Source organism: Nocardia xishanensis NBRC 101358 (genome assembly GCF_001613365.1).
GTDB lineage: Bacteria > Actinomycetota > Actinomycetes > Mycobacteriales > Mycobacteriaceae > Nocardia > Nocardia xishanensis.
Genome location: NZ_BDCF01000075.1, coordinates 1 through 23,176, shown reverse-complemented (window position 1 = coordinate 23,176; position 23,176 = coordinate 1). Strand labels below are relative to the sequence as shown.

Sequence of the window (23,176 nt, the reverse complement as noted above, 5' to 3'; positions counted from 1 at the left end):
CCGCCGCGTGGGTCGCGCACTCGGGCGAGGGGGAACTCTTCGCCGACCCAGGTCTGCTGCAACGCGCCATGATCGCCGGACTCGCGGGGCACGTGCGCGACGCGCTCGGCGTGCTGTGCGCGCTGGCCGGTGCGCCGGTGCGGCCCGCGCTGCTCGGCGTTCTGCTGCGCAGGCCGGACGCGGCGAGCGCACTGGCGGCGCTGGAACGTATCCACCTCGCGGAGCCGACCGCGGCGGGTTATCGCCTGACCGGCAGCCCGACCGCGCTCACCGCCGACTGGCAAGGCCCACTGCCCGACCCCGCTGATTTCGTTGCCCCGCTGCGCGATTGGGCCGTCCAAAGAGCCACGGCCGCCGAGATAGCCGAGCTCGACGTCGTGGTCGTCCTGGTTTTGCGGGCGGGCATGGTCCGCGGACGACACGATTCGGTGCGCGAACTCGCCAGGGCCGTCGCGCCGGTCCTCGGCAGGTCCCTGCGCTGGGGATGCTGGAAGGAGGTGCTCGCGGTCGGCCTGCAGGCGGCGACCCAGGTCGGCCACGCCGCCGATCTCGCGTACTTCACCAGGGAGATCCGGGTACGCGAGCAGGCGCTCGGACTGGCGGTTGGGATGACCGTCGGTGTCGGGGCGGGCGCCACGATCGTCGCGGCGCGGCAAGCCGGATCGCAGACGCTGCAGAGCGCGCTGCGTTCGGTCGCGCTCGGTCATCCTCTGGCGACCGGCGCCGTGGTCGTGGCGCTGGCGGCCGCGACGGTCACCGGGATCCGCCTCACCTCCGGCGACGCTCCGCCCGCGGTCGGTCAGGGGCCGGTCACGACGGTGCTGCCCGCCGCGACGACCACATTGCTTCCGGCCACCACTACCGAGGACACGAGCAGTCCGGCGCAAGTCCCGCCCTCGCCGCCCGCGACGAAGCGGACGGATCCGGGGCCGGGCGCCACCAACTGCAGTCCGGCGACGTATCTGGTCACCTTCGAGGCGGTGGTGGGCGGTGCGCCGGTGACGCGGTCGGGAAGTTTTCACTGGTTGTCCTGCGACAACGAGGGAGCCGCCGCGCTCTCCGGTGACAAGGTGTTCCAGGCGATGCCCAACCCCTGTCCGCCCGGCCAGGACGGGGAGTGCGTGTACGACTTCACCTTCCGCCCCACCGAACCCGGTGACTACGCCGCCAAGCTGGTCATCCCGTCCGATTCGGGCGGTTCGGCCATCACGTTCGAACTGCGCGGCACGGCGGTGCTCGATCCGACCGGGAGCACTTCGCCGACCGGCTCGACGACCACCGTCCCGCCGTCGCCGACGGTGACGATCCCACCGTCGCCGACGGTGACTCTCCCGCCACCGCCGACGGTGTCACTTCCGCCGTCGTCCAGCTCGCTCCCCGTCCCGCCCATACCCACCAACTGAGAGGACAGCACCGTGACCGAAGCATCTGGAGCCGGCCACCACCTGAACGTCGGCGGCGACGTCTCGGGGCAGATCGCCGTCGGGCACCACAACACCGTCAGCCGGGTGGAGGCGGGCGGTGACGCCACCCAGAACGCCGGCGCCGATCTCACCGCCTTGCGCGCCGAGTTCGAGCGGCTGCGCGCGCAGCTGCCCGCCGAAGGCCCGCTGCGCGAGCAGGCGGCCGAGCGCGTCGACGAGCTGGAGGAGGCGGTGACCGCGTCCGAGCCGGACCTGTCCACCATGGAGTACGTCCGCAACTGGTTCGCGCGGCGACTGCCCGAGCTCGCGGGCGCGGTGGCCGGGCTGATCGTCCATCCGGCCGTCGGCGCGCTGGTCGCCGCGGCGGGCGGGGGACTGGCGAGCGAATTCGTGCGCCGCTTCGGATCGACGGACGGGGCCTGATCCGCCCCGCGATATCGAAACCTGAGGCGACCGACTCGGTCGGCGGCGGTCTGCCGCTCCGGGAGCCTGGCTCCGCCGAACCAGACGTTCGTCCCAGGGCCGGGCGTCCGGGCGGCGGTTCCCGGCGGAGCGTTAAGCTCGGCACTCATGCACGAGAATGGCCGGACCGGACGCAAGCTGGGGGTGATGGGCGGCACCTTCGATCCGATCCACCACGGTCATCTGGTCGCCGCCAGCGAAGTCGCCAACCGCTTCGACCTGGACGAGGTGATCTTCGTCCCCACCGGACAGCCGTGGCAGAAAGCACACAAGAAGGTCAGTCCGGCCGAGGACAGGTACCTGATGACCGTCATCGCGACGGCGTCCAACCCGCGGTTCTCGGTCAGCAGGGCCGACATCGACCGGGGCAAGGTCACCTACACCGTGGACACCCTGCGCGAGATGCACGCGCAGTATCCGGACGCCGAGCTGTACTTCATCACGGGAGCGGACGCACTGGCCAACATCCTGTCGTGGCAGGATTGGGCGGAACTGTTCGAACTGGCGAAGTTCGTCGGGGTGAGCCGACCGGGCTACGAGCTGAACGCCGATCATCTCCAGGAACATCTGCGTGATCTTCCGGCCGATGCGGTGACCATGATCGAGATCCCGGCCCTGGCCATCTCGTCCAGCGAGTGCAGGCGACGCGCCGCCGAGAATCGGCCGGTGTGGTACCTCGTCCCCGACGGCGTGGTGCAGTACATATCGAAGCGGCACCTCTACGTGCCCGAACCAGCGGAAGGTAGCAGGCAGGCATGAGCGCATCTGTCGAGTCGGTCGAGATGGCGCAGGTCGCCGCGCGGGCGGCAGACGAGAAGCTGGCTTCCGACGTGGTCGTCCTCGACGTTTCCGAACAACTGGTGATCACCGACTGCTTCGTGATCGCGTCCGCGCCGAACGAGCGCCAGGTGAACGCGATCGTCGACAACGTTGAGGAACGGCTGCGGCAGGCCGGTCACAAGCCGGTCCGCAGGGAGGGCACCCGCGAGGGCCGCTGGGCGCTGCTGGACTACGTCGACGTCGTCGTGCACATCCAGCACAACGACGAGCGCAATTTCTATGCGCTGGAACGGCTGTGGAAGGACTGCCCGGTGGTTCCGGTGTCGGGCATCGGAGATCCGCGCGCCGCGGAGGGCGACGAGGAGAACGGCGCCGAGTGAGCAAGTATGCCGGTGTGCGCACCCTGATTCTGTTGCGGCACGGACAGACCGAATGGAATGCCTCGGATCGGATGCAGGGCCAGATCGATACCGATCTTACCGATCTCGGCCGCAGACAAGCCAAAGAGGCGGCGCGCGAGCTGGTCTCACGCAACGCCATCGCGATCGTCTCCTCCGATCTGAAGCGCGCCTACGACACCGCGCTCGCGCTGGGGGACCACACCACCGTGCCCGTCGTACGCGACCCGCGCCTGCGGGAGACCCACCTCGGTGACTGGGAGGGGCTGACCCACCTCGAGGTGGACGCCGACTATCCCGGCGCGCGCGTCGCCTGGCGACTGGACGCGACGTATCGGCCGCCCAACGGCGAAAGCAAACTCGAAGTCGGCGCCCGCGCTCTTCCAGTCGTGCAGGAACTTTTCAGCGAGCGACAGGATTGGCCCGGCCGGACTATCATCCTGGTGGCGCACGGCGGGCTGATCGCCGCCCTGACGGCCGCGCTGCTCGACCTGCCGCCACAGAACTGGCCGATCCTCGGTGGACTGGCCAATACCAGCTGGGTGCAACTGAGCAGCCACGGTCCAGGCATCGAACAGCCCGGGTGGCGCCTCGATGTGTGGAACGCAGCGGCAAAGGTAGCTCCCGATGTCCTCTGAAGAGCCGATCAGATCGGTGCCGGACGAACTGTTCCAGCAGGTGACCGCCCGGCCGGAACGCCAGCTTCCCGATGCGTTGTTCGGCGGCCCCGTCGCCGAACCCGCGCCGTCGGGGAAGAAGGCCGCGAAGGGCGAAGAACCGCTCCGGACGGTGCCGGACGAATTGTTCAAGCAGGTGACGGCCAAGCCGGAACGACATCTGCCGGACGCGCTGTTCGGCGGACCGCCGCCGAAGCGGGACGTCGATTCGGCGGGGGAGCCGGGTGCGGGTTCCGCGTCCGGTGGGGGCGTCGGTGACTGGTCTGGTGCGTCGGGTCGTGAGGTCGCGGACGAGTCGGATGCCGGTGGGGTGCGTGCGGATGGTGACGCGAGTGTCATAGCCGATGGGGCTGTGGTGCGCGTCGACGGCGATGTGAGGGCCGCAGCCGATGCCGATGGGGCGGTTGATGCCGCTTTGGTGGCCGATGGTGCTGTGGTGACTGATGGTGCTCCCGGGGCCGATGGTGTTGTGGTGGCCGATGGTGCTTCGGCGGTCGACCGTGCTTCGGCGGCCGACGGTGGCGCGGTGGCTGATGGTGTTGCGGCGGCTGATGGCGAGCCGGGTGCCGCCGGAAGCAGCAGTTCCACGGATAGCGCGCTGGCGGGCCGGGCGGTCGACGCGGAGTCCGAAGATTCGGCCTCGCACGGGCAGGCGGAGATCGAGACGGCCTCCCAAATCAGTGGCGCCGATGGACAAGATGTGGCCTCGTCGGGCGACGGTGTCGATTCGGCGAGCCCCGCAGATGCGGGTGACGTAATCGAAGCGTCGGTTCCGGATAGTGATTCCGGAGCCGGAGCCGGAGCCGGAGCCGGAGCCGGAGCCGGAGCCGTGCGCGGGGGCGAGGCTGTCGCCGGTGAGTCACGGTTCGATGGGACCGAGGACGGCTCGAACGGTGCCACGCCCGAATCGATCGAACCTTCGGCGGAAAAGACTGCCGGAGACGTTGATCCATCGCTCTCCACACCAGCGGGTGGCGACGGTGCGGCCTCCGTAGCGGCTGGTGAATCCGAGCAGGTGGACCCTGCGTCGGTTCCCGGGGTGACGGCCGCATCGGCCGGCTCCGCTTCGGCGTCGGATTCGGTGGTTGCGTCTGCCTCCGTTTCGGCGCTGATGCCTTCCGCAGCACCGCTTTCGTCCGCGCCCGAGGTTCTCGCCGAGAATTCGAGCGAAGAGCTTGTCGCCGAGCACACGGGCGCTCGGGCGACCGTCGGCGAGGTGGTGCCCGCGCCCGAGGAGGCCCCGGCCCAGCGTCCGGTCCTCTTGGTGGTCGCCGACTCGCTCGCCTACTTCGGTCCGAAGGGCGGTCTGCCCGCCGACGATCCGCGGATCTGGCCGAATCTCGTGGGCGCCGAACTCGATTGGGATGTGGAACTGGTCGGCCGGATCGGCTGGACCTGCCGCGACGCGTACTGGGCGCTGATCGGCGATCCTCGGGTGTGGGCCGCCGTGCCGAAGGCGGGCGCGGTGGTCTTCGCCGTCGGCGGCATGGATACCCTGCCGTCGCCGCTGCCGACCGCGCTGCGCGAACTGATCCGCTATGTGCGTCCGCCGGGCCTGCGCAGGATCGTCCGTTCGACCTACAACTGGCTCCAGCCGAAGCTGTCGAAGCTGGGCCGTCCTGTGGCGCTGCCGCCGAAGGTGAGCGTCGACTACCTGGAGCAGTCCCGCGAGGCGCTGGGACAGCTGCGCCCTGATCTGCCGTTCGTCGCGGTGTTGCCGTCGGTGCACAACTGCGAGGCGTACGGTCGGGTGCACTCCGGGCGGCCGCGCGCGGTGAGAGCATTGCAGGCATGGTCGCAGCGCAGCAAGGTACCGCTGGTGGATCTCGGTGAAGCGGTGCGGGAGAACATCTTCTCCGGCGACGCCAATCCGGATGGCATTCACTGGGGTTGGGCCGGGCACACCGCGGTCGCCAACGCGATGGTCAAGACCTTGCAGGAGGTTCGGTAGTTGGCCGTCGTGGTCGTCACCGATTCGTCCGCAAGCCTCCCTGCCGAACACGTCGCCGAGCTGGATATCGCCGTCGTACCGCTGCACGTCCTGGTCGGCGACCACGCCATCCGCGAGGGCGTGGAACCGGTCGACATCGACTACGCCGCCGACACCGTGACCACCTCGGCGGCCTCGCCGGGCGAGCTGCGCGAGGTCTACGAGCGGGCGCTGGCGCGCAGCGGGGGCGACGGCGTTGTCGCGGTGCATCTTTCGCGTCAACTGTCCGGCACCTGGGAAGCGGGCAGGCAGGCGGTGCGCGATATGGACGCCGCCGACCGGGTGCGGCTCGTCGATTCGCTCGGCGCGGGTCTGGCCACCGGGCTCCCGACCCTTGCGGCCGCGCGGCGGGCGCAGGCCGGTGCGCCACTGGACATCGTCTACGACACCGCTGTCGCGACCGCCAGCCGGGCCCGCACTTTCTTCCTGGTCAACCGGACCGAGCAGCTGCGCAGGGGCGGTCGGCTGAGCAGTGCTGCGGCGTTTTTCGGCAGCGAGCTGGTCACCAAGCCGCTGCTCCAGATCGTGGATGGCCGTCTCGAATTGCGCGAGAAGGCCCGCACGCGGTCCAAGGCGTTCGCCAAGCTCGTGGCCGCCGCGGTGGATGCCGCCGGAGATGACGGCGCGGCGGTGGCGGTGCAGCACCTGGAGGCGCCCGAGGCGGCCGACACCGTGGCCAAGCAACTGCGCGAACTGATTCCGGGGATCCGCGAACTCATCGTCGCGGAGTTCGGGCCGGTGCTCGGCGTGCACCTGGGTCTGGGCGCGGTCGGCGTGCTGGTGGTGCCGGGTGGCTGCGCGTGAGGTCGAGCAATCACGATGAGCGCAACCGGTTCGGTCGCGCGCGGCGCCGGATAGCGTCGGGACGATGACGAGTTCGACGCCGCCGACACGTCCGCCGCTGACCGTGGTCACGGTCGATTGGGCGCATCCCGACGCGGTGACCCTGCGCGAGGAGATGGCCGCCGAGGTCGGCCCACGGTACGCCGACCTGGCCCGCACCGTGCGCGGCAATCCGAACACGGTCGACGAGTCCACCGTGTATCGCACCTTCGTCGCCTACTCGGGCGGCGCCGCCGGTCACGCCGCGATGCGTTGGAACGCGGGCGAACTCGAGCTGAAGCGGATGTTCGTCCGCCCCGCCCACCGCGGTTCGGGCGTCGCCGACGCACTGCTGCTGGCCGCCGAAGACGCCGCCCGCGCCGAGGGTCAGCCCCGGCTGATCCTGCAGACCGGCCACCTCCAGCCGGAAGCCGTGCGATTCTACGTCCGCAGTGGGTACCACCGCATCCCGATCTTCCCGCCCTACGAGGTTCTTCCACTGTCGAATTGCTTTGCCAAGCAATTGAAGTGATTCCCACCCGCCTGCGGCGACGTCGCTGATCGCCGCGATGGGTTTCGCGCGCCGGGTTGTCCACAGGGCCGCGGTTATCAACAGGTCTACTGAAATGCCTCGTCGCGCAGGCTGTTCGGTGCGGTCGACTGCCTACCGTCCTGGGCATGCGACGACATGACGAACGCGAGCGGATTCGACGGCGGCTCGGCGCGCTGACTGTCCGGGTGGGCGCGAGCCGGGACGCTGGGGCCCCGGCCGGGCCCTCCGGCGGTCGCGCCCGGTCGACGGATGCCGGTGGTCGGCTGTCGAGTGTCGGTCCGTCCGCCGTCGCAGGGTCGGACTCGCGCGGTGCGTCAGACGGGGACGCGCCGGTGAGCTACGGCAGCGCGCGGTCGTCGATCGGCGAGGATGAGGCTGTCGGCGTTCCGATGTCGAGCGCCGGTTCGGTGCACGGCAGGGTGTCACCGTCCGCCGTCGTAGGCGGCTGGCAGCGTGTGTCGGACGGGGGTTCTCCTGTGGGCTCCGCTGCCAGCGAGCGGTTGTCGATAGGCGGGGATGCTCCTCTTGTTCAGTCACATCTGGAGGAGGAGCGGCGGGTTCGAGGTTGGTCTGAGAAGAGTTCGGGGCGTTGGCATTTGGAGCGGCTGCCGCCGATGGAAGCGGACGGGTTCGGGGAATCGATGGCGGCTGATCATCCTCGACCCGGCGAAGTGACATCGCGAGCTGAGGGCGCACCGGCTCGTACGGAAAGTCGAGGTGCGGCACCCGGGCGCTTCCGCGCGCGGTCGACGTTGCAGTCGGCGGCGCCCGACGATCGTTCCGCGGAGTCAGGCCAGGGCGTGGATTCCCGCGAGGCCGGGGAGGACGAAACGATCGTCGGTCAGGTCAGTGCGCCGCGTTGGCTGGACGAACCACCGCGCGGTTCGGGCTGGTGGGAGCGCTTCGTTCCCGAGCGCTTTCACGGTGCGCGGATCGATCCAGGCCGTCGGGGTGTGCTGACGTTGGCGATGGTCGGGCTGGCAGCCCTGATCGTGGCGACGGTGGTGGTCTTCCGTGAGCGCCCGGTTGCGCACGCGGTGCCGCCGTTGCCCGCGGTGCGTACCAGCGCGACTCCGCTCGGGTCGTATCCGAAGCCTGTTCCGGCACAGCCGGTTCCAGCCACGACGGGGGCGGTGCCCGCAGCGGCGTCCGCCGAGCTGGTCGTCAGTGTCGTCGGACTGGTTCACCGCGGCGGACTAGTGCGCCTGCCCGAGGGCGCTCGGGTGGCGGATGCGCTCGCGGCGGCGGGCGGCGCCCGCGACGGGGCCGATCTGACCGGCATCAACCTCGCCCAGCGCGTGCAGGATGGCGATCAGATCCTGGTCGGACCCGCTATTCAGGAGCTCGGGCCGACCCAAGTGGGCAGCACCACGATCACCGCGACCGGTCCGAGTGCGACCTCCCGCCCCAGCTCGGGGCCGTCCGGCAAGGTGGATATCAACAGGGCCACCGAGGCGGAGTTGGATGCCTTGCCCGGCGTCGGTCCGGTCACCGCGGGCGCGATCGTCGCGTGGCGCACGGCGAACGGCCGCTTCACCGCCCTCGATCAACTCGGTGAAGTGGACGGCATCGGCCCCGCCCGGCTGGCCCGGCTGCGTGACCTGGTGACGATATGACGTCGCCCCTCGTTGTGCGGGAACCGGAGCCGGTCGAGGCCATGCAGGTCGTGGACGCACGGCTGCTCCCCGCCGCCCTGTGCTGCTGGGGGGTGACGATTGCCGTGCTGATCTGCGGTTGGCCGGTCGGGATCGCGGTGGCACTCGGGTTGCTGGGGACCGCAGCCGGATTGGCGGCGATGGTGCAGCGGGAGCGGCTGCCGCAGCGGCCGGTCGCGGCCTTGGCTCTACTTCTCGGCGCGGGTGTCGCCATGGCGGTGGGGCTTTCGGGCACTGGCCCCGGTGCTGGCGTTGCCGTGGTCATGGCATTGGCGGTGGCGATGGCTTGCGGATCGATATCGGCCGTGCGCACGCAGCGTCTCGTGCGGCGGGCAATGGCGTGCGCGCTTGTGGCTGCGGTGGTAATCGGGGGCGGAGTAGCCGTCGTCGTTGGAGTCGGGTCCGGGGTGGTGGCTGTGGGGGTCGTCGCGGCGGTGGCGCTCGGATCGGTGTCGGCTAGGTGCACAAAGCCTTTCGTGCGGCGGGCCGCGGGGGTCGTTTCCGCAACGGCGCCAGTCGTGTCGGCGGCACGAGGGAACGGGGATGTTTCCGAGGGGCGGCGGGCAGTGGCGTGGACGTTGCTGGCCGCCGTGCTGCTCGGGGCGGGTTTCGCGATGGCGGCGGCGTGGCGGGAGCATCGTGTTGCGACCCATCCGATGCGTGAGGCGTACGGGCTTTCGACGCGGGTTGTCGCTACTCCTACCGACGACCCGAAACCGATGCGGTCCAGCGGTTTCGGCGGCGAACCGCGGTGGATCGTCCGGGCCGCGCTTCGCGAGTATCGCGGCGCCGATGCGGCGGTGCGGTCCGGCGGCCGGGTGGTGATCCTCGCGTCTGGCCCGGAGTGGGGTGAGCTGCTACCCGGGCAGCCGATCGAATTCCGGGCGCAACCGCAGCCGCCCAAGCACCATGATCTGACTGTCGCCGCGCTGCACGCCATGGGGCCGCCGAAACCCGTTGCGGCACCGCCGTGGTGGCAGCGGGCAGCCGCGTCGGTGCGCGGGGACTTCTCGGCTGCGGCGACCGCCGCGTTGTCCTCGGATGCCGCGGGACTGCTCCCGGCGTTGGTGCTGGGTGACACTTCGGGCCTGCCAGAACCCGTCCGCAAGGACTTCGAAACCGCGGGCTTGCAACATCTTTGCGTTGTGAGCGGCGCGAACTTCACGATCCTGCTGTCGGTCGTGTTGTTCGTCGTGCGCTCGCTCTCGGTGGGTCCCCGGGTGGCCGCGACGGCCGCCGCGGCGGCGCTGCTCATGTTCGTGGTGGTCGCCCGGCCGGACCCGAGCGTCCTGCGGGCCGCCGCGATGGGTGCGGTCACGCTGCTCGCGCTGGTCACCGGTCGCCGTAAACAGGCGCTGCCCGCGTTGTGCGCGGCGGTGATCGGCTTGTTGCTGGTGTGGCCGGAGCTCGCGGTGAACGCCGGATTCGCGCTGTCGGTGCTGGCGACCGCGGGGCTGATCCTGCTCGCGCCCGGCTGGGCCGATTGGCTGCGGGCCCGCGGCTGGTGGCGGCTGCCCGCCGAGGTGGTCGCGGTGTCCGCCGCGGCCTTCACGGTCACCGTGCCGATCATGGTCGCCCTGACCGGGCGGGTCAGCGTCGTCGCCATTCTGGCGAACGTGCTCGTCGCACCGGTGATCGCGCCGATCACTGTTGTCGGCGCACTCGGCGCCGCCTGCGCATCGGTGTGGTCACCGCTCGCGGAGCCGGTCCTGCGCTGCGCAGGCCCGCCGTTGTGGTGGTTGCTCGAAGTCGCCGAACGCACCGCCGCGCTTCCCGGCGCGACGATCACCGTGCCCGCGGGTTCGACCGGCGGCCTGACCGCTGCCGCCCTCGTCATCGTGGCGGTGTGCGCGCTGCGTTCCGCCCCGGTGCGCCGGCTGGCGACCGTCGTGGTGCTGGCCGTGGCCGCCGTCCTGCTGCCCGCCCGGCTCTGGCATCCCGGCTGGCCGCCGTCCGATTGGGTTCTCGCGGCATGCGATATCGGCCAAGGCGACGGCCTGGCACTCGCCACGGGCCCCGGAACCGCCGTCGTCATCGACGTCGGCCCCGATCCGCGCACCATGCGCGCCTGCCTGGACCGCCTCCGCATCCGCCACATCGCCCTCCTCGCCCTTACCCACCCCCACGCCGACCACATCGGCGGCCTGACCGGCGCACTCCACGGCCGCGCAGTCGCCGCCATCGCCACCGCTCCAGGGGAACTCGCCGACGCAACGTCTCTCAGCGATTCCACTGCGCCAGAACAACTTGGCGAAGCGATGCCTTCGAGGCTTCCCGCCGTCCCGGGAGAACTCGGCGAAGTGATGCCTTCGGGGCTCCGTGCTGCGCTGGGCGGAGTCGACGAAGTGATGCGTTCGGGGCCTCATGCTGCGCTGGGTGGAGTCGGCGAAGCAGTGCCTACGGAACTTTCCGCCGTCCCGTCCGAGATAGGTTGCACCGGTACCGGCGAAGTCGGGTCGACAGGTGAGTGTGTCCCGGGGATGGTCCGTCCGAAGTCGACCGCAAATGCCGCGTACTCGACATCAAGGACAGCGGGAGTCCCTGCGACCGGAGTTGTCACACGAGGAGGAGCCGTTGGAGCAGTGCCGTCGGGTCCTTGTGCTGCGTCGGGCGAACGCGACGGACCGATGCTTTCGGGGCGTTGTGCTGCGTCGGGTGGAGCTGGCGAAGCGATACGGGCGGGGGGTTCGACTGCCCCGGTCGGAGGCGGCGACGCAATGTCTTTGGGGCGTCCGATCAGTGAGATTGTCTCGCCTGCGCGGCGACGCGCCACCGATGAGCGCGCGCCGCTCACTGGCGCGGCTCAGGTGGCGGGGATAGCAGCACGCAACGGAATTCCGCTGATCGAACTCGCGGTAGGGCATGTACTTCGGTTCGGCGCAGTGGAATTGACCGTGCTCGCGCCTGCCGCACCTGGTCCGGGCGGTCCGCACCTCGCCGACGAACCGAACGACCGCTCCCTCGTCATCGCCGCCGCCACCCCGGCTGGTCGAATCCTGCTCACCGGTGACATCGAGTCCGCGGCCCAGTCGCGCTTGCTCCGCGACCCGGCGAGCCTGCGGGCCGACATCTTGAAAGTCCCACACCACGGATCACGCACCACGACAAGCGAATTCCTCGCCGCAGTGCGCCCTCGACTGGCCGTCATCAGCTCAGGCGCGGACAACACTTTCGGCCACCCGCACCCCAAGATCCTCACCGAGTTGCACAGCCTCGGCACCATGATCGCTCGTACCGATCAGCACGGGGATGTACTGATCGCCGGAGGTCCGTCCGACCTGCGCGTCGTCACCACGCGATCCGGGCCGAACACGTGAGAGGCCGAGGTCGATCGGTCTCGGAATCCGAAAGGAGTAGGCCAAGCGATGAGGGCATGTCCGGGGCCGCGGTGAAGGCGGACCAATGGACGACTTGGCGATCGTCACGGATCGTCGACGCGGACATGGCGCCGACATCTCGTTGTTCACCAAGACGACCAAGGTCGCGGCATAAGCGTCCGCGGGAGCGAGCAGCGACACCACGAGCGGCGTGCCGGTCGACCCGCGCCTCCTTGGCTCGTGCGGGTGGGTCGCGCCGGGCAGACGTGCGCCTGATTGGGTCGTGCGGGTCGGCGCGCACATGGTCCATCCCCGGTCGGCCCAAGCGTGGTTGGTCGCGCCAGGTCGGCTCTGGGGTCGGGGCTTGCGCCCGGGTGGCTTGGACGGGTTGGCCTGCGTCGGTTGGGCTTGTCGGTCGACTTGCTCCGGATGGTCTGCGTCCCTTCGGCCTGGGCGGGGTTTGCCTGCACCCGGTCGACTCGCACGTGTTCGACCGACGTCCGGGTCGATACGGTCGGCTGGAGGTGACGCAATCCAGGAGCAATCGTCGTGCGCGCGACTCCGACTGCGCAGATGTCGACCCACATGTCGTCCGCCCACGATCACCCGGGGCGGCGGTGCGGGCGAGCAACCCTGTCGGCGGGTAACCGTAGGATCGGGCGGGTGAGCGAACGGTCTGCGGCGGTGCATCTGGTCCTCGGCGAGGAAGAGCTGTTGATCGAGCGTGCGGTGGCGGGAATCACCGCGCAGGTCAGGGCGGGGGCGCCGGATGGGGACGCGGTGCCGGTGGACCGTCTGCGGGCGGGGGACGCGAGTACCGCGGAGTTGGCGGAGCTGTTGAGTCCGTCGCTGTTCGCGGAGGATCGAGTGATCGTCCTGGAGTCGGCGGCCGAGGCGGGGAAGGAAGCCGTCGCGGTGATCACCGAGGCCGCGGGGGATCCGCCCGACGGCGTGGTGCTGGTGGTGCTGCATTCCGGCGGCGGACGGGCCAAGGCGCTCGCGCCCGCGCTACAGAAGGCCGGAGCGGAGGTGCACAACTGCGCGAAGCTGACCAAGGCGGCCGAGCGGACGGAGTTCGTGCGCGGCGAATTCCGGGCCGCGGGAGTGCGCGTGGCGGCGGAGGTCGTGCAGGTGGTGCTGGAGGCGGTCGGTTCGGATCTGCGTGAATTGGCCGCAGCCTGTTCGCAATTGGCGGCCGATACGGGCGGCAAGATCGATGTCGCCGCGGTGCGGCAGTACTACTCCGGGAAGGCGGAGGTGTCCGGGTTCGACGTGGCGGAGCTAGCAGTCGCCGGCGACCGGCCCGGCGCGATGGAGGCGCTGCGGTGGGCCAACGATCGCGGCGTCCCACATGTGCTGCTGGCCGACGCGCTCGCCGATTCGGTGCACACCATCGCCAGGGTTGGTTCGGCGGGTCGCGGCGACCCGTTCAAACTGGCCCAGCAGCTGGGAATGCCGCCGTGGAAGGTCAAGAAGGCTCAGGCCCAGGCGCGCGGCTGGACCCCGGCCACGATCGGCACCGCCATGCAAGTGGTCGCGACCTTGAACGCCGACGTGAAGGGCGGCGCGGCGGACTCCAGTTACGCCCTGGAGCATGCTCTGACGAGCATTCTCGACCTGTACGGCGCGGGATGAACGCCAAAGACTACCGGTAGTGGCAAACGCTCGGTTACCCCTAATTCGTGTCAAACTGGATTGGGATGAACGAGCGACGAGCGCGGGCTCTCCGCACCGATGCTTCCGACCGCGACTGGCGGCGTCGGGCGTCTCGCGGCGTGTATCGGCTGCCAGCACTCCGGCCAGGCTTCGGCCGCACGGTGGCGAAGGTGGTGGCGGGCGGCTTGTCTGCGCTCGTACTGGTCGGCGCCGGGGTGGGCTGGGCCACCGAGAACGGCTTCGACGACGGCTTCGGCCGTTCCCGCGCGCTCGACGACGACGCGCCGCGATCACTGGGCGGCGCGATGAACATCCTGTTGATCGGCCTCGATACCCGAAAAGACCAGAACGGCAAGGACCTTCCCCAGGAGATCCTCGATCAGCTGCACGCGGGCGACAGCGACCAGGGCGGTTACAACGCCAACACGCTGATCCTGGTGCACATCCCCGCCGACATGAAGAAGATCACCGCGGTCTCCATCCCGCGCGACGACTACGTCGCCGTCTCCGGCATCCCGGGCTACACCCACATGAAGATCAAGGAGGCCTACGGCCTGAAGAAGGCGTTGGTGCAGGAACAACTGGAGGCGCGGGGCGAGACCGACCGCACCAAGCTGGAGCGCGCGGGGCGGGAGGCGGGCCGCGCCTCCATCGTGCAGGCGGTGCGCAATCTGACGGGCGTCCCGATCGACCGGTTCGCCGAGATCACCCTCGCCGGTTTCTACGATCTGGCCAAGGCGCTCAACGGCGTCGAGGTGTGCCTGCGCAAGCCGGTGCGCGATCTCGACTACTCCGGCGCCGATTTCCCGGCCGGTCGCCAGCGCCTCGATCCGGCCCAGGCACTGGCCTTCGTCCGCCAGCGCCACGGACTGGAGAACGGCGACCTGGACCGCACCCACCGCCAGCAGGCCTTCCTCACCTCGGTTGCCAAAGAGCTGCGCAACGCGGGCACGTTCACCGACGTCGGCAAGCTCTCCGCGCTGATGGACGTCGCGCACCGCAATATCGTGCTCTCCGACGGCTGGAACGTCACCGACTTCCTGCGCACCGTCGGTTCCGCGGACAGCCCCACCGTGGAGTTCCGTACCCTGCCCGTGCTGCGCTACGACGTGATCGACGGCCAGGACGTGAACATCGTCGACCCGGCCGCCATCCGCCGCGAGGTGGGCGCCGCGTTCGGCGTGACCGCGCCGACCACACCGCCGACGCGGACGGCGCCGCTGTCGAGCACCGTCGACGTACTCAACGCCGACGGTGAAGACGGTTACGCCGCAAGGGTTTCCGCGGCCCTCGCCGCGCGCGGCTACCAGACCGGCACGGTCGGCTACGCGACATCCTCGGAAGGCGCCACCTCGGCCGTGTACTACGGCCCTGGCAACGACGCCGACGCCGCCCGCCTGGCCCAGACCCTCGGCGGCCTGTCGGTCATTCGTTCCGCGACAGTGCCCACCGGCCGCATCAAGGTCGTCATCGGTTCGGACTTCACCATGCCCACGGCCCTAGCCGGCGCATCGGCCACCACCTACGCGCCGACCCCCCTGCCAACGCCCGACGTCGGCAAACCCCTGGACACCACCATTTCCGGCGGCCAAACCCCCTGCGTGAACTGAAGGTCCTCACAGACCGTTTCCACGCCTCGCAGGGGCTGTAGGTGCTGCGAGGCGTGTGAAAGGAATGCGAGGACCGGCGATCGGCTAGGGGCGCTGTTCGATTTTCAGGTCGCCGAAGGTGACGCTTCTGGTCATCGGGCGGGACAGGAATTCGTGCGGGAAGCCGAGATCGATCGCGGTGGCGTTTTCCAGCCGGTCGAGTTGGTCCGCGTCGAATTCGACGTCGAGCGCGCCGAGGTTGTCCTCCAGTTGCGCGGCCGTGCGGGCGCCGATGATCGGCGAGGTGACGCCGGGGTTGCGCAGTGTCCACGCGATGGCGACCTGGGACGGCGTCTTGCCGAGCTGCGCCGCGACCTCCCGCACGACGTCGGCGATGGCGAGGCCGCGTTCGGTGAGCGAGCCGTTGGCGGCGGCCACGTTCTTGCGGGTGCCCGCGGCGGACGCCTCGATCCGCTGCGCGAGATCCGCGCGCCCGTACTTTCCGGTGAGCACCCCGCTGCCGAGCGGCGACCACGGGATCACGCCGAGGCCGAGCTCGCGTGCCATCGGGACGAGATCGCGCTCCGCGGTGCGCTCGAGGAGGCTGTACTCGATCTGCAACGCGATCAACGGCGACCAGCCGCGCAGGTCGGCGATGGTCTGCATGCGGGAGACCTGCCAGGCGGGCGCGTCGGAAATACCGACGTAGAGGACCTTGCCGGAGCGGACCAGGTCGTCCATGCCGCGCAGGATCTCTTCCACCGGGGTCAGGAAATCCCAGGCGTGCAGGTAGAGCAGGTCGATGTAGTCGGTGTTCAGCCGCCGCAGGCTGGCCTCCACCGAGGCGAACATGCTCTTTCGGTGGTTGCCGCCGGAATTGGGATCGCCGGGCCTGCGCAGCATGGTGTATTTCGTGGCGAGCACCAGGCTCTCGCGGTTGTCCGCGGTGAACTCGCCGAGCAGCTGTTCGGAGGTGCCGTCGGTGTACTGGCTCGCGGTGTCGATGAAGTTGCCGCCGCGGTCGACGTAGGTGTCGAAGATCTTGCGCGCCTCGTCCCGGTCCGCGCCCCAGCCCCAGTCGGCGCCGAAGGTCATGGTGCCGAGCGAGAGCGGGGACACCCGCAGGCCCGAGCGGCCGAGCAGGCGGTAGGTGTCGAGGGTCCGTGATCCGGACATGTCCACTCCTGTCGTGATGCTTCGTTGTCGTCGAAACACAGTCTGGAGCGGGGCGAATACGTCCGTAAGGGAAGGAACTTCCTGGGAAGGCCAGTCCTACCCTGGCCGTAGGATCGAGGACGATGACCGGCACCGTGAACGCGACTCAGGAATTGGCGGCTTTCCTGCGTGCCCGCCGCGCGCGGCTGCATCCCGACGACGTCGGCCTGCCCGCCCGTCGGCAGGCGCGCCGCACGCCGGGGCTGCGGCGCGAGGAGGTGGCGGAACTGGCCGGGGTCAGCACCGACTATGTCGTCCGGTTGGAACAGGGGCGCGGTTTGCGCCCGTCGGCCGACGTGCTCGAGGCGTTGTCCCGGGCGCTGCGCTTGAGCGCCGACGAACGCGCCTACCTGTTCGACCTGGCCAGGCAGCGGATGCCCGGCGGCGGCGCGCCGGCCACCGCGCCCGCGCCCGCACTGGCCATGCTGGTCGAGCAGCTGTCCCCGCTGCCCGCGATGCTGGTCAACCACCGGTACGACATCCTCGCCTGGAATGCTGAAATGGCGAGTCTGATCACGGATTTCGACACGCTACCGGCACAGCGGCGCAACTCCATGTGGTTGTGCCTGCTCGATCCGGCGCTGCGCGACTTCTACGTCGAGCGCGAGCGCGTCATCCGCGAGGGCGTCGCGGACCTGCGCGCGGCCTGGGCGGCGCATCCGGACGATCAGCGGCTCGCCGATCTCATCGGTGAGTTCAAGGCGTGCAGCGAGGAGTTCGCGCGCGCCTGGGACCGGCACGACGTGAAGGTGCAGGGTCGCGGGAACAAGCCGCTGTGTCATTCGGAGGTCGGTCCGCTGGTCGTGACCTACGAGGTGCTGATGCCCGTGCAGGATCCCGACCAGCGGATCATCATCTATCGAGCCGCGGACCCCGGCTCACAGGCGGCGCTGAACCGCCTGTCGGCCGGAATCGCGCGCCGTGCGGCCGCGTCGGTGGAGCCGAACGCTCGATCCATCGAGCTGAACGCTCAGTCCGCCGAGCTGAGCAGCAGCTCGTCGTCGTCCTCGTCCGATTCCTCGAACCGGCCTTCCCATTCGTCGTACACGGGCACTTCGTCTTCCCGCGTCACGATCCACTCCAGCGAGTAGCCACCATCGTCGTCGGGGACCATGACGTTCTCGATCTTCAGGCCGAGCCCGAGCACCTCGGCGGCGCGGATGACCTCCGGCAGGTCCTCGCCTCTGACCACGGTCTGATTCGCGTACACGGTTACCATGCGCGGAATCGTAGCCCGCGGCACCGACATCTCGGCTACGGTCCGGTGAACTCGTCGACGAGGCTCGGATTCGAGTCGGACACGACAAAAGCCGCCGTGGTCGTCGAGGCCGCGGCGGCTGGCGTCAGAAGAATGGATCCCGGAGACCGAGACCGGCGAATCAGCCGAGCTTGTTGTAAGCCAGCGCGAGCGCCGACTTCTTGTTGGCGGCCTGGTTGGCGTGGATGACGCCCTTCGAGGCGGCCTTGTCCAGCTTGCGGCTGGCGAACTGCAGACGCTCGCCGGCCTGCTCCTTGTCGCCGGCGGCAGCGGCTTCCCGGAAGTTGCGGATCGCGGTGCGCAGCGCGGACTTGACCGACTGGTTGCGCTTGCGCGCCTCCTCGTTGGTACGGATCCGCTTCATCTGGGACTTGATGTTGGCCACGCCTGTTTCCTCGTGTTCCTGTCGCTGAGTGGTATGTACTGAGAAGTCTTGCGCGTGCGACACGCCCGAGGTGAACGGGTATCGCAACGCCGAAGATCGAGGGTACCAGCCGCCGCGCGGCACACGAAATCGCCGCGTCCGAGACGGCGGCGGCGTAGCGTCCCCAATGCAGCACCGTTTGATCTTGAATCGTCTCGTTTGGCAGCAATACCTCGTCTACCGGGTTCGAGATGGCGGAAGGTGTGTCTGTATGTCTCCCACGGCGCAGGAAGTTGTCGAGGAACTGGCCGAGGACAAGCCGATTCCCGACTTGAAGAAATGGGCGGCCGAGGCGCTCGGCACGTTCGTGCTGGTGATGGGTGGTGTCGGCACCGCGGTGCTGGCGGGTGAGCGGGTCGGTGCGCTCGGGATAGCGCTCGCCTTCGGCCTCACGCTGATGTTCCTGATGTACGCGATCGGGCCGATCTCGGGCTGCCACGTCAACCCGGCGGTCACGCTCGGGCAGCTCATCATGGGCAGGCTGACTCCGATCAGCGCGGGGGGTTATGCGATCGCGCAGTTGATCGGCGCGTTCCTGGCCGGGCTCGTGCTGTTCGCGATCGCGAAGAACCTGCCGTCCTACGACCGCAGGGTCGACGGCCTCGGCGCCAACGGCTGGGGCAAGCACAGCCCGTCGGCCAAGACCGGGCCGCTCGGCGAGGTCGTCATTCAGAACGGTTACGGCATGGCCGCGATGATCATCATCGAGGTGATGTTGACGGCGCTGCTGGTCTTCGTGGTGCTCGCCTCCACCGACCAGATCTCCGATGTGCCACTGGCCGGTCTGTCCATCGGCGTCACGCTCGCGGCGATCCACCTCATCTCCATCCCCGTGGACAACACCTCGGTGAACCCCGCGCGCAGCCTCGGCGTCGCGTTCTATCAGGAGGGCGCGGCCGGGCAGGTGTGGGCGTTCGTGGTCTTCCCGCTGATCGGCGGCGTGCTCGGCGCGCTGGTCTACGGCCTGCTGTACGGCCGGAGCCGGGAAATGGTCAGCTGAGAGCGGTTCGCGCGACGGCCCGGTTCCGGTGTCGCCGGAACCGGGCCGTCGCGTTCAGCTCCAGTGGTACTCGGCGACCAGCCGGTGGGCGACCAGGTCGAAGGTCTTGCGGGCCAGAATCGCGCCCTCCCGGCGGATGCCCGCCTCGGGAACGTCGAGCACCCGGTCCAGGCGCACCCAGCTCGGCCTGCCGTCGTGGTCCCAGCTGCCGCTGCCGATGCCGAGCCAGTTGCGGTCGTGCGCCCGTTCGGGATTCGACGAGAGCATCAGCCCGAGCAGCGTGCGGCGATCGCGGCCGACGACGAGCACCGGGCGGTCCTTGCCGTTGCTCGGATCCTCCTCGTACGGCACCCAGGTCCAGACGATCTCGCCGGGATCCGCGCGTCCGTCCAGATGCGGGCAGTAGACGATCTGCCTGGCTCGCTGCGCCGTGGGGACCGGCGTCGACGCGGCGGGACGCACGGACACGCTGCCGTTGCGACGCTGCGCGAGCGAGCCGACCAGCCGCTCCACCAGCCGAGGTCCCCGCTGCCGGACGATCTTGGGACCCTGCTCCTTCGCGATCAGGCTCAACTGCTTGCCGAGAGAGTTCCAACTTCGGGCCATCACTGGAGGATAACGGTGCGGTGACGACTTCTCATCGGACCAGTGGACGGCCCCCGTCCCTGCTCGTGGGACGATAGAGGGCAGTTTGCCGATACCCAGCTGAGGAGTGGAGTGCCCGCCAGCTTCGCCGACAAGACGTTCACCGATCCATCCCGGATCCGGAACTTCTGCATCATCGCGCACATCGACCACGGCAAGTCGACGCTGGCCGACCGGATGCTGCAGCTCACCGGTGTGGTCGAGGAGCGGGCGATGCGCGCCCAGTACCTCGACCGGATGGACATCGAGCGCGAGCGCGGCATCACGATCAAGGCGCAGAACGTCCGGTTGCCGTGGCAGGTGGACGGCACCGACTATGTGATGCACCTCATCGACACCCCCGGCCACGTCGACTTCACCTACGAGGTCTCCCGTGCGCTGGAGGCGTGTGAGGGCGCGATCCTGCTGGTGGACGCCGCCCAGGGCATCGAGGCGCAGACCCTGGCCAATCTGTATCTGGCACTCGACAAAGACCTCACCATCATCCCGGTGCTCAACAAGATCGACCTGCCCGCCGCCGACCCGGACCGCTACGCCGCCGAGCTGGCGCACATCGTCGGCTGCGAGCCCTCGGACGTGCTGCGCGTGTCGGGCAAGACCGGCGTCGGTGTGCCCGAGCTGCTGAACGAGGTGATCAAGCAGGTGCCGCCGCCGGTCGGCGACGCCGACGCGCCCGCCCGCGCGATGATCTTCGACTCGGTCTACGACACCTACCGCGGCGTGGTCACCTACGTGCGCGTGGTGGACGGCAAGCTCACCCCGCGCGAGAAGATCAAGATGATGTCCACCGGCGCGACCCACGAGCTGCTGGAGATCGGCATCGTCTCGCCGGAGCCGAAGCCGACCGACGGGCTCGGCGTCGGCGAGGTGGGCTATCTGATCACCGGTGTGAAGGACGTCCGCCAGTCGAAGGTCGGCGACACCGTCACCGCCGCGCGCAACGGCGCGACCGAACCGCTCACCGGTTACCGCGAACCGCGGCCCATGGTCTACTCCGGCCTCTATCCGGTGGACGGCTCGGACTACCCGGACCTGCGCGACGCGCTGGAGAAGCTCCAACTCAACGACGCCGCGCTCAGCTACACGCCGGAGACCTCGGTGGCGCTCGGCTTCGGCTTCCGCTGCGGCTTCCTCGGTCTGCTGCACATGGAGATCACCAGGGAGCGGCTCCAGCGCGAATTCGACCTCGACCTCATCTCCACCGCGCCCAACGTGGTGTACCGGGTGGAGATGGAGGACGGCGCGGAGCACATCGTGACGAACCCCTCGTACTGGCCGGAAGGCAAGGTGCGCACGGTATTCGAGCCCATCGTGAAGTGCACGATCATCTCGCCCAGCGAGTTCATCGGCTCGATCATGGAGCTGTGCCAGTCCCGGCGCGGCGAGCTCGGCGGCATGGACTATCTGTCCGAGACTCGCGTCGAGCTGCGCTACACCCTGCCGATGGCCGAGATCATCTTCGACTTCTTCGACTCGCTGAAGTCGCGCACCCGCGGTTACGCCTCGCTGGACTACGAAGAGTCGGGCGAGCAGGAATCGCAGCTGGTCAAGGTGGACATCCTGTTGCAGGGCGAGGCGGTCGACGCGTTCTCGGCGATCGTGCACAAGGACGCGGCCCAGGCCTACGGCCACAAGATGACCACCAAGCTGCGCGAGCTGATCCCGCGCCAGCAGTTCGAGGTGCCCATCCAGGCCGCGATCGGGTCGAAGATCATTGCCCGCGAGAACATTCGCGCCATCCGCAAGGACGTGCTCGCCAAGTGCTACGGCGGTGACATCAGCCGTAAGCGCAAGCTGCTCGAGAAGCAGAAGGAGGGCAAGAAGCGCATGAAGACCATCGGTCGCGTGGACGTGCCGCAGGAAGCCTTCGTCGCCGCGCTGTCCTCCGACGCGCAGGCCGACAAGCCGAAGGAGAAGAAGTAGCGCCTCGTTCCTCGCGTCCGATCGAGGCGTCTTAGTCCGAAATAGCCCGCGAAACGGGGGCTTCCGTTCCGGTTAGCAGGATGGCAAGGTTGTTGTGCTTTGTTACCGTCATGCTCTCCGGTGTCATGGAGAATGTGACAGCTGGGTTTTCCGGATATCGTTAGATGATCTTCACTCGGTCTTCCCGGCGAGATGAGGATCTTCGGATTCCCGAGATGTGGAGCTTGCATGACGCGTGACCTGCCTTTCGACGACGACACCGAGCTCGACGAGCCCGCGGGCGATACCGCGTACCGTGTGGCGACCGGTGTCGCCCGGGTCGCGAGGGCCGGAGCGTATGTGACCGGTGGCGCGCTGATCGCCTCCAATGGCGGCGGCGTCCCGGCTCCCGGCGGCCAGCGACTGGACAGCTGGAACGCGGGCTGGGCGCACAACACCGATCCGGATCCCGACGTGCCGAGCCCGGTGGTCACCTTCCCGGATCCCGAGCCCGATTCGCTGCCGCTCGCGCCGACGCACAGCGCGGGGCCGACGCACACTGTCGCCGCGCCGCAGCCCGTGCCCGAGTTCCACCTCGAACCCGCGCCCGCGCCGTCGGAGTACTGGACCGCCAACCGGCCCGGCGAGACCGAGGGCGAGTCGCCCTACGACTGGTGGGACAGTCAAGGCGCCTCCACGCCCGGCTTCGCCCAGACGCCTGGCTTCGCGCAGACTCCCGGTTTCACGCCGACGCCGGACGACGGGCCGTGGGAGCAGACCCAGCCGGCGCCCGCCGCGCCCGCGCCGGGCGCCGGTTCCCCGTACGGATGGTGGGAGGAGCAGCAACACGGTTTCGGCCTGCCCGGCCATGGGCTCGGCCAGGCCGGACACGGTTTCGGTCTGCCCGGCAACGAGGGCTTCCTCGCGCCTGGCTCCAATCCGTTCGCGCCGAAGGTGCCCGCGGGCACAATGGCGGGCGACGGCGAGTCGGCCGCCGAAAGCCTGCAGCCCCTTGACAATTCGCTGCGCGCCGGCGACATGTTCGACGGAGTCGGGACGCCGGGCGACTTCGGCGTGTACCTCGGCGTCGACGCGAGCGCCGAGGTCTGGACTCACCTGGACGTCGATTTCGGCATCGGGCCCGACGGCGCGTACCTGACCACCGATCTGCGGGTCGAAACGTCCGCGGGCCTGACCGTGAAGACGGCCGCGGGCACCAACATCGGTGACCAGCTCGACGACTTCTCGGACTGGCTCGAGGGCTCGCGGCCGGAGAACGGCTCCGCACGCGGCGCCGCAGAGCCGCACGGCCAGAACGTGGGCGGCACGGGTACCGCGAGCGGCCTCTCGACGTCCGCCGCGAGCGCCCCCGCCCCGCATGTGGCGCCCGCGGCCGCCGCGCCGCAGCC

General features: G+C 69.4%; 18 protein-coding genes and 2 pseudogenes. 16 read left to right on the top strand and 4 right to left on the bottom strand.

All coding sequences use genetic code 11. The annotated features are described in order from the left end of the window. The 12 genes from NX1_RS37110 to NX1_RS33030 all read left to right on the top strand — a co-directional run. Positions 1–1,403: hypothetical protein (locus tag NX1_RS37110; protein ID WP_169812325.1), on the top strand; the 1,403-nt coding region annotated here is incomplete at its 5' end. A 12-nt stretch (positions 1,404–1,415) separates the two neighbouring features. Next, positions 1,416–1,847: a hypothetical protein gene (locus NX1_RS33080; protein ID WP_218024220.1), complete on the top strand. Its 432-nt coding sequence runs from the start codon at positions 1,416–1,418 to the stop codon at positions 1,845–1,847. Between the two features lie 147 nt (positions 1,848–1,994). Then, positions 1,995–2,645, top strand: coding sequence for a nicotinate-nucleotide adenylyltransferase (gene nadD / locus NX1_RS33075; RefSeq protein WP_068068487.1), 651 nt, complete (start codon positions 1,995–1,997; stop codon positions 2,643–2,645). After that, positions 2,642–3,046: a ribosome silencing factor gene (rsfS, locus tag NX1_RS33070; RefSeq protein WP_068068484.1), complete on the top strand. Its 405-nt coding sequence runs from the start codon at positions 2,642–2,644 to the stop codon at positions 3,044–3,046. The genes nadD and rsfS overlap by 4 nt, the downstream gene beginning before the upstream one ends. Next, the gene (locus NX1_RS33065) at positions 3,043–3,702 is read left to right on the top strand and encodes a histidine phosphatase family protein (protein WP_068068481.1); all 660 of its coding nucleotides are present in this window, start codon (positions 3,043–3,045) and stop codon (positions 3,700–3,702) included. Before rsfS ends, NX1_RS33065 begins: the two co-directional genes overlap by 4 nt. 1,150 nt (positions 3,703–4,852) lie before the next feature. Then, a complete protein-coding gene (gene octT / locus NX1_RS33060) occupies positions 4,853–5,692 on the top strand; it encodes a diglucosylglycerate octanoyltransferase (RefSeq protein ID WP_245668858.1) in 840 nt (279 codons plus the stop codon). Continuing rightward, positions 5,693–6,535, top strand: coding sequence for a DegV family protein (locus NX1_RS33055; protein WP_068068478.1), 843 nt, complete (start codon positions 5,693–5,695; stop codon positions 6,533–6,535). A 64-nt stretch (positions 6,536–6,599) separates the two neighbouring features. Then, complete coding sequence (locus tag NX1_RS33050) at positions 6,600–7,085, top strand: GNAT family N-acetyltransferase (protein WP_068068475.1); 486 nt, start codon at positions 6,600–6,602, stop codon at positions 7,083–7,085. 821 nt (positions 7,086–7,906) lie between these two features. Then, positions 7,907–8,722, top strand: coding sequence for a ComEA family DNA-binding protein (locus tag NX1_RS33045; protein ID WP_245668857.1), 816 nt, complete (start codon positions 7,907–7,909; stop codon positions 8,720–8,722). Beyond that, positions 8,719–12,078, top strand: coding sequence for a ComEC/Rec2 family competence protein (locus tag NX1_RS33040; protein WP_218024219.1), 3,360 nt, complete (start codon positions 8,719–8,721; stop codon positions 12,076–12,078). The genes NX1_RS33045 and NX1_RS33040 overlap by 4 nt, the downstream gene beginning before the upstream one ends. Before the next feature lie 663 nt (positions 12,079–12,741). Further along, positions 12,742–13,713: a DNA polymerase III subunit delta gene (holA, locus tag NX1_RS33035; protein WP_068068470.1), complete on the top strand. Its 972-nt coding sequence runs from the start codon at positions 12,742–12,744 to the stop codon at positions 13,711–13,713. A 65-nt stretch (positions 13,714–13,778) separates the two neighbouring features. Further along, a complete protein-coding gene (locus tag NX1_RS33030) occupies positions 13,779–15,344 on the top strand; it encodes an LCP family protein (RefSeq protein WP_084501943.1) in 1,566 nt (521 codons plus the stop codon). 84 nt (positions 15,345–15,428) lie between these two features. Here NX1_RS33030 and NX1_RS33025 read toward each other — a convergent pair whose 3' ends face one another. Continuing rightward, complete coding sequence (locus NX1_RS33025; RefSeq protein ID WP_068068465.1) at positions 15,429–16,499, bottom strand: aldo/keto reductase; 1,071 nt, start codon at positions 16,497–16,499, stop codon at positions 15,429–15,431. A gap of 122 nt (positions 16,500–16,621) precedes the next feature. Here NX1_RS33025 and NX1_RS33020 point away from each other — a divergent pair. After that, positions 16,622–17,428, top strand: a pseudogene (locus NX1_RS33020) (helix-turn-helix domain-containing protein); the annotation flags it as partial. An 80-nt stretch (positions 17,429–17,508) separates the two neighbouring features. Here the strand turns inward: NX1_RS33020 and NX1_RS38275 are convergent. Both NX1_RS38275 and rpsT read right to left on the bottom strand, forming a co-directional pair. Continuing rightward, positions 17,509–17,757 (bottom strand): hypothetical protein, encoded by a 249-nt coding sequence (locus tag NX1_RS38275; protein WP_245668855.1) that lies wholly within the window; start codon positions 17,755–17,757, stop codon positions 17,509–17,511. A gap of 160 nt (positions 17,758–17,917) precedes the next feature. Next, positions 17,918–18,181, bottom strand: coding sequence for a 30S ribosomal protein S20 (rpsT, locus tag NX1_RS33010; protein ID WP_068068460.1), 264 nt, complete (start codon positions 18,179–18,181; stop codon positions 17,918–17,920). A gap of 250 nt (positions 18,182–18,431) precedes the next feature. Here rpsT and NX1_RS33005 point away from each other — a divergent pair, with 250 nt between their 5' ends. Next, positions 18,432–19,220: an aquaporin gene (locus NX1_RS33005; protein ID WP_068068457.1), complete on the top strand. Its 789-nt coding sequence runs from the start codon at positions 18,432–18,434 to the stop codon at positions 19,218–19,220. A gap of 54 nt (positions 19,221–19,274) precedes the next feature. Here the strand turns inward: NX1_RS33005 and NX1_RS33000 are convergent, their stop codons facing one another. Next, entirely contained in the window at positions 19,275–19,826 is a 552-nt protein-coding gene (locus tag NX1_RS33000) for a type II toxin-antitoxin system PemK/MazF family toxin (protein WP_068068454.1), read from the bottom strand. Between the two features lie 111 nt (positions 19,827–19,937). Between NX1_RS33000 and lepA the strand changes: the two genes are divergently transcribed. Together lepA and NX1_RS32990 are read left to right on the top strand one after the other, a co-directional pair. Continuing rightward, positions 19,938–21,788 (top strand): translation elongation factor 4, encoded by a 1,851-nt coding sequence (gene lepA / locus NX1_RS32995; protein WP_068068448.1) that lies wholly within the window; start codon positions 19,938–19,940, stop codon positions 21,786–21,788. Between the two features lie 228 nt (positions 21,789–22,016). Beyond that, a pseudogene (locus tag NX1_RS32990) lies at positions 22,017–23,176 on the top strand (hypothetical protein); the annotation flags it as partial.

Excerpts from the sequence above, each read along its gene's own strand:
- nadD (WP_068068487.1), top strand. The coding sequence starts at position 1,995 with ATGCACGAGAATGGCCGGACCGGACGCAAGCTGGGGGTGATGGGCGGC.
- rsfS (WP_068068484.1), top strand. The coding sequence starts at position 2,642 with ATGAGCGCATCTGTCGAGTCGGTCGAGATGGCGCAGGTCGCCGCGCGG.
- octT (WP_245668858.1), top strand. The coding sequence starts at position 4,853 with ATGCCTTCCGCAGCACCGCTTTCGTCCGCGCCCGAGGTTCTCGCCGAG.
- NX1_RS33050 (WP_068068475.1), top strand. The coding sequence starts at position 6,600 with ATGACGAGTTCGACGCCGCCGACACGTCCGCCGCTGACCGTGGTCACG.
- NX1_RS33040 (WP_218024219.1), top strand. The coding sequence starts at position 8,719 with ATGACGTCGCCCCTCGTTGTGCGGGAACCGGAGCCGGTCGAGGCCATG.
- NX1_RS33030 (WP_084501943.1), top strand. The coding sequence starts at position 13,779 with ATGAACGAGCGACGAGCGCGGGCTCTCCGCACCGATGCTTCCGACCGC.
- NX1_RS33025 (WP_068068465.1), bottom strand. The coding sequence starts at position 16,499 with ATGTCCGGATCACGGACCCTCGACACCTACCGCCTGCTCGGCCGCTCG.
- NX1_RS38275 (WP_245668855.1), bottom strand. The coding sequence starts at position 17,757 with ATGGTAACCGTGTACGCGAATCAGACCGTGGTCAGAGGCGAGGACCTG.
- NX1_RS33005 (WP_068068457.1), top strand. The coding sequence starts at position 18,432 with ATGTCTCCCACGGCGCAGGAAGTTGTCGAGGAACTGGCCGAGGACAAG.
- NX1_RS33000 (WP_068068454.1), bottom strand. The coding sequence starts at position 19,826 with ATGGCCCGAAGTTGGAACTCTCTCGGCAAGCAGTTGAGCCTGATCGCG.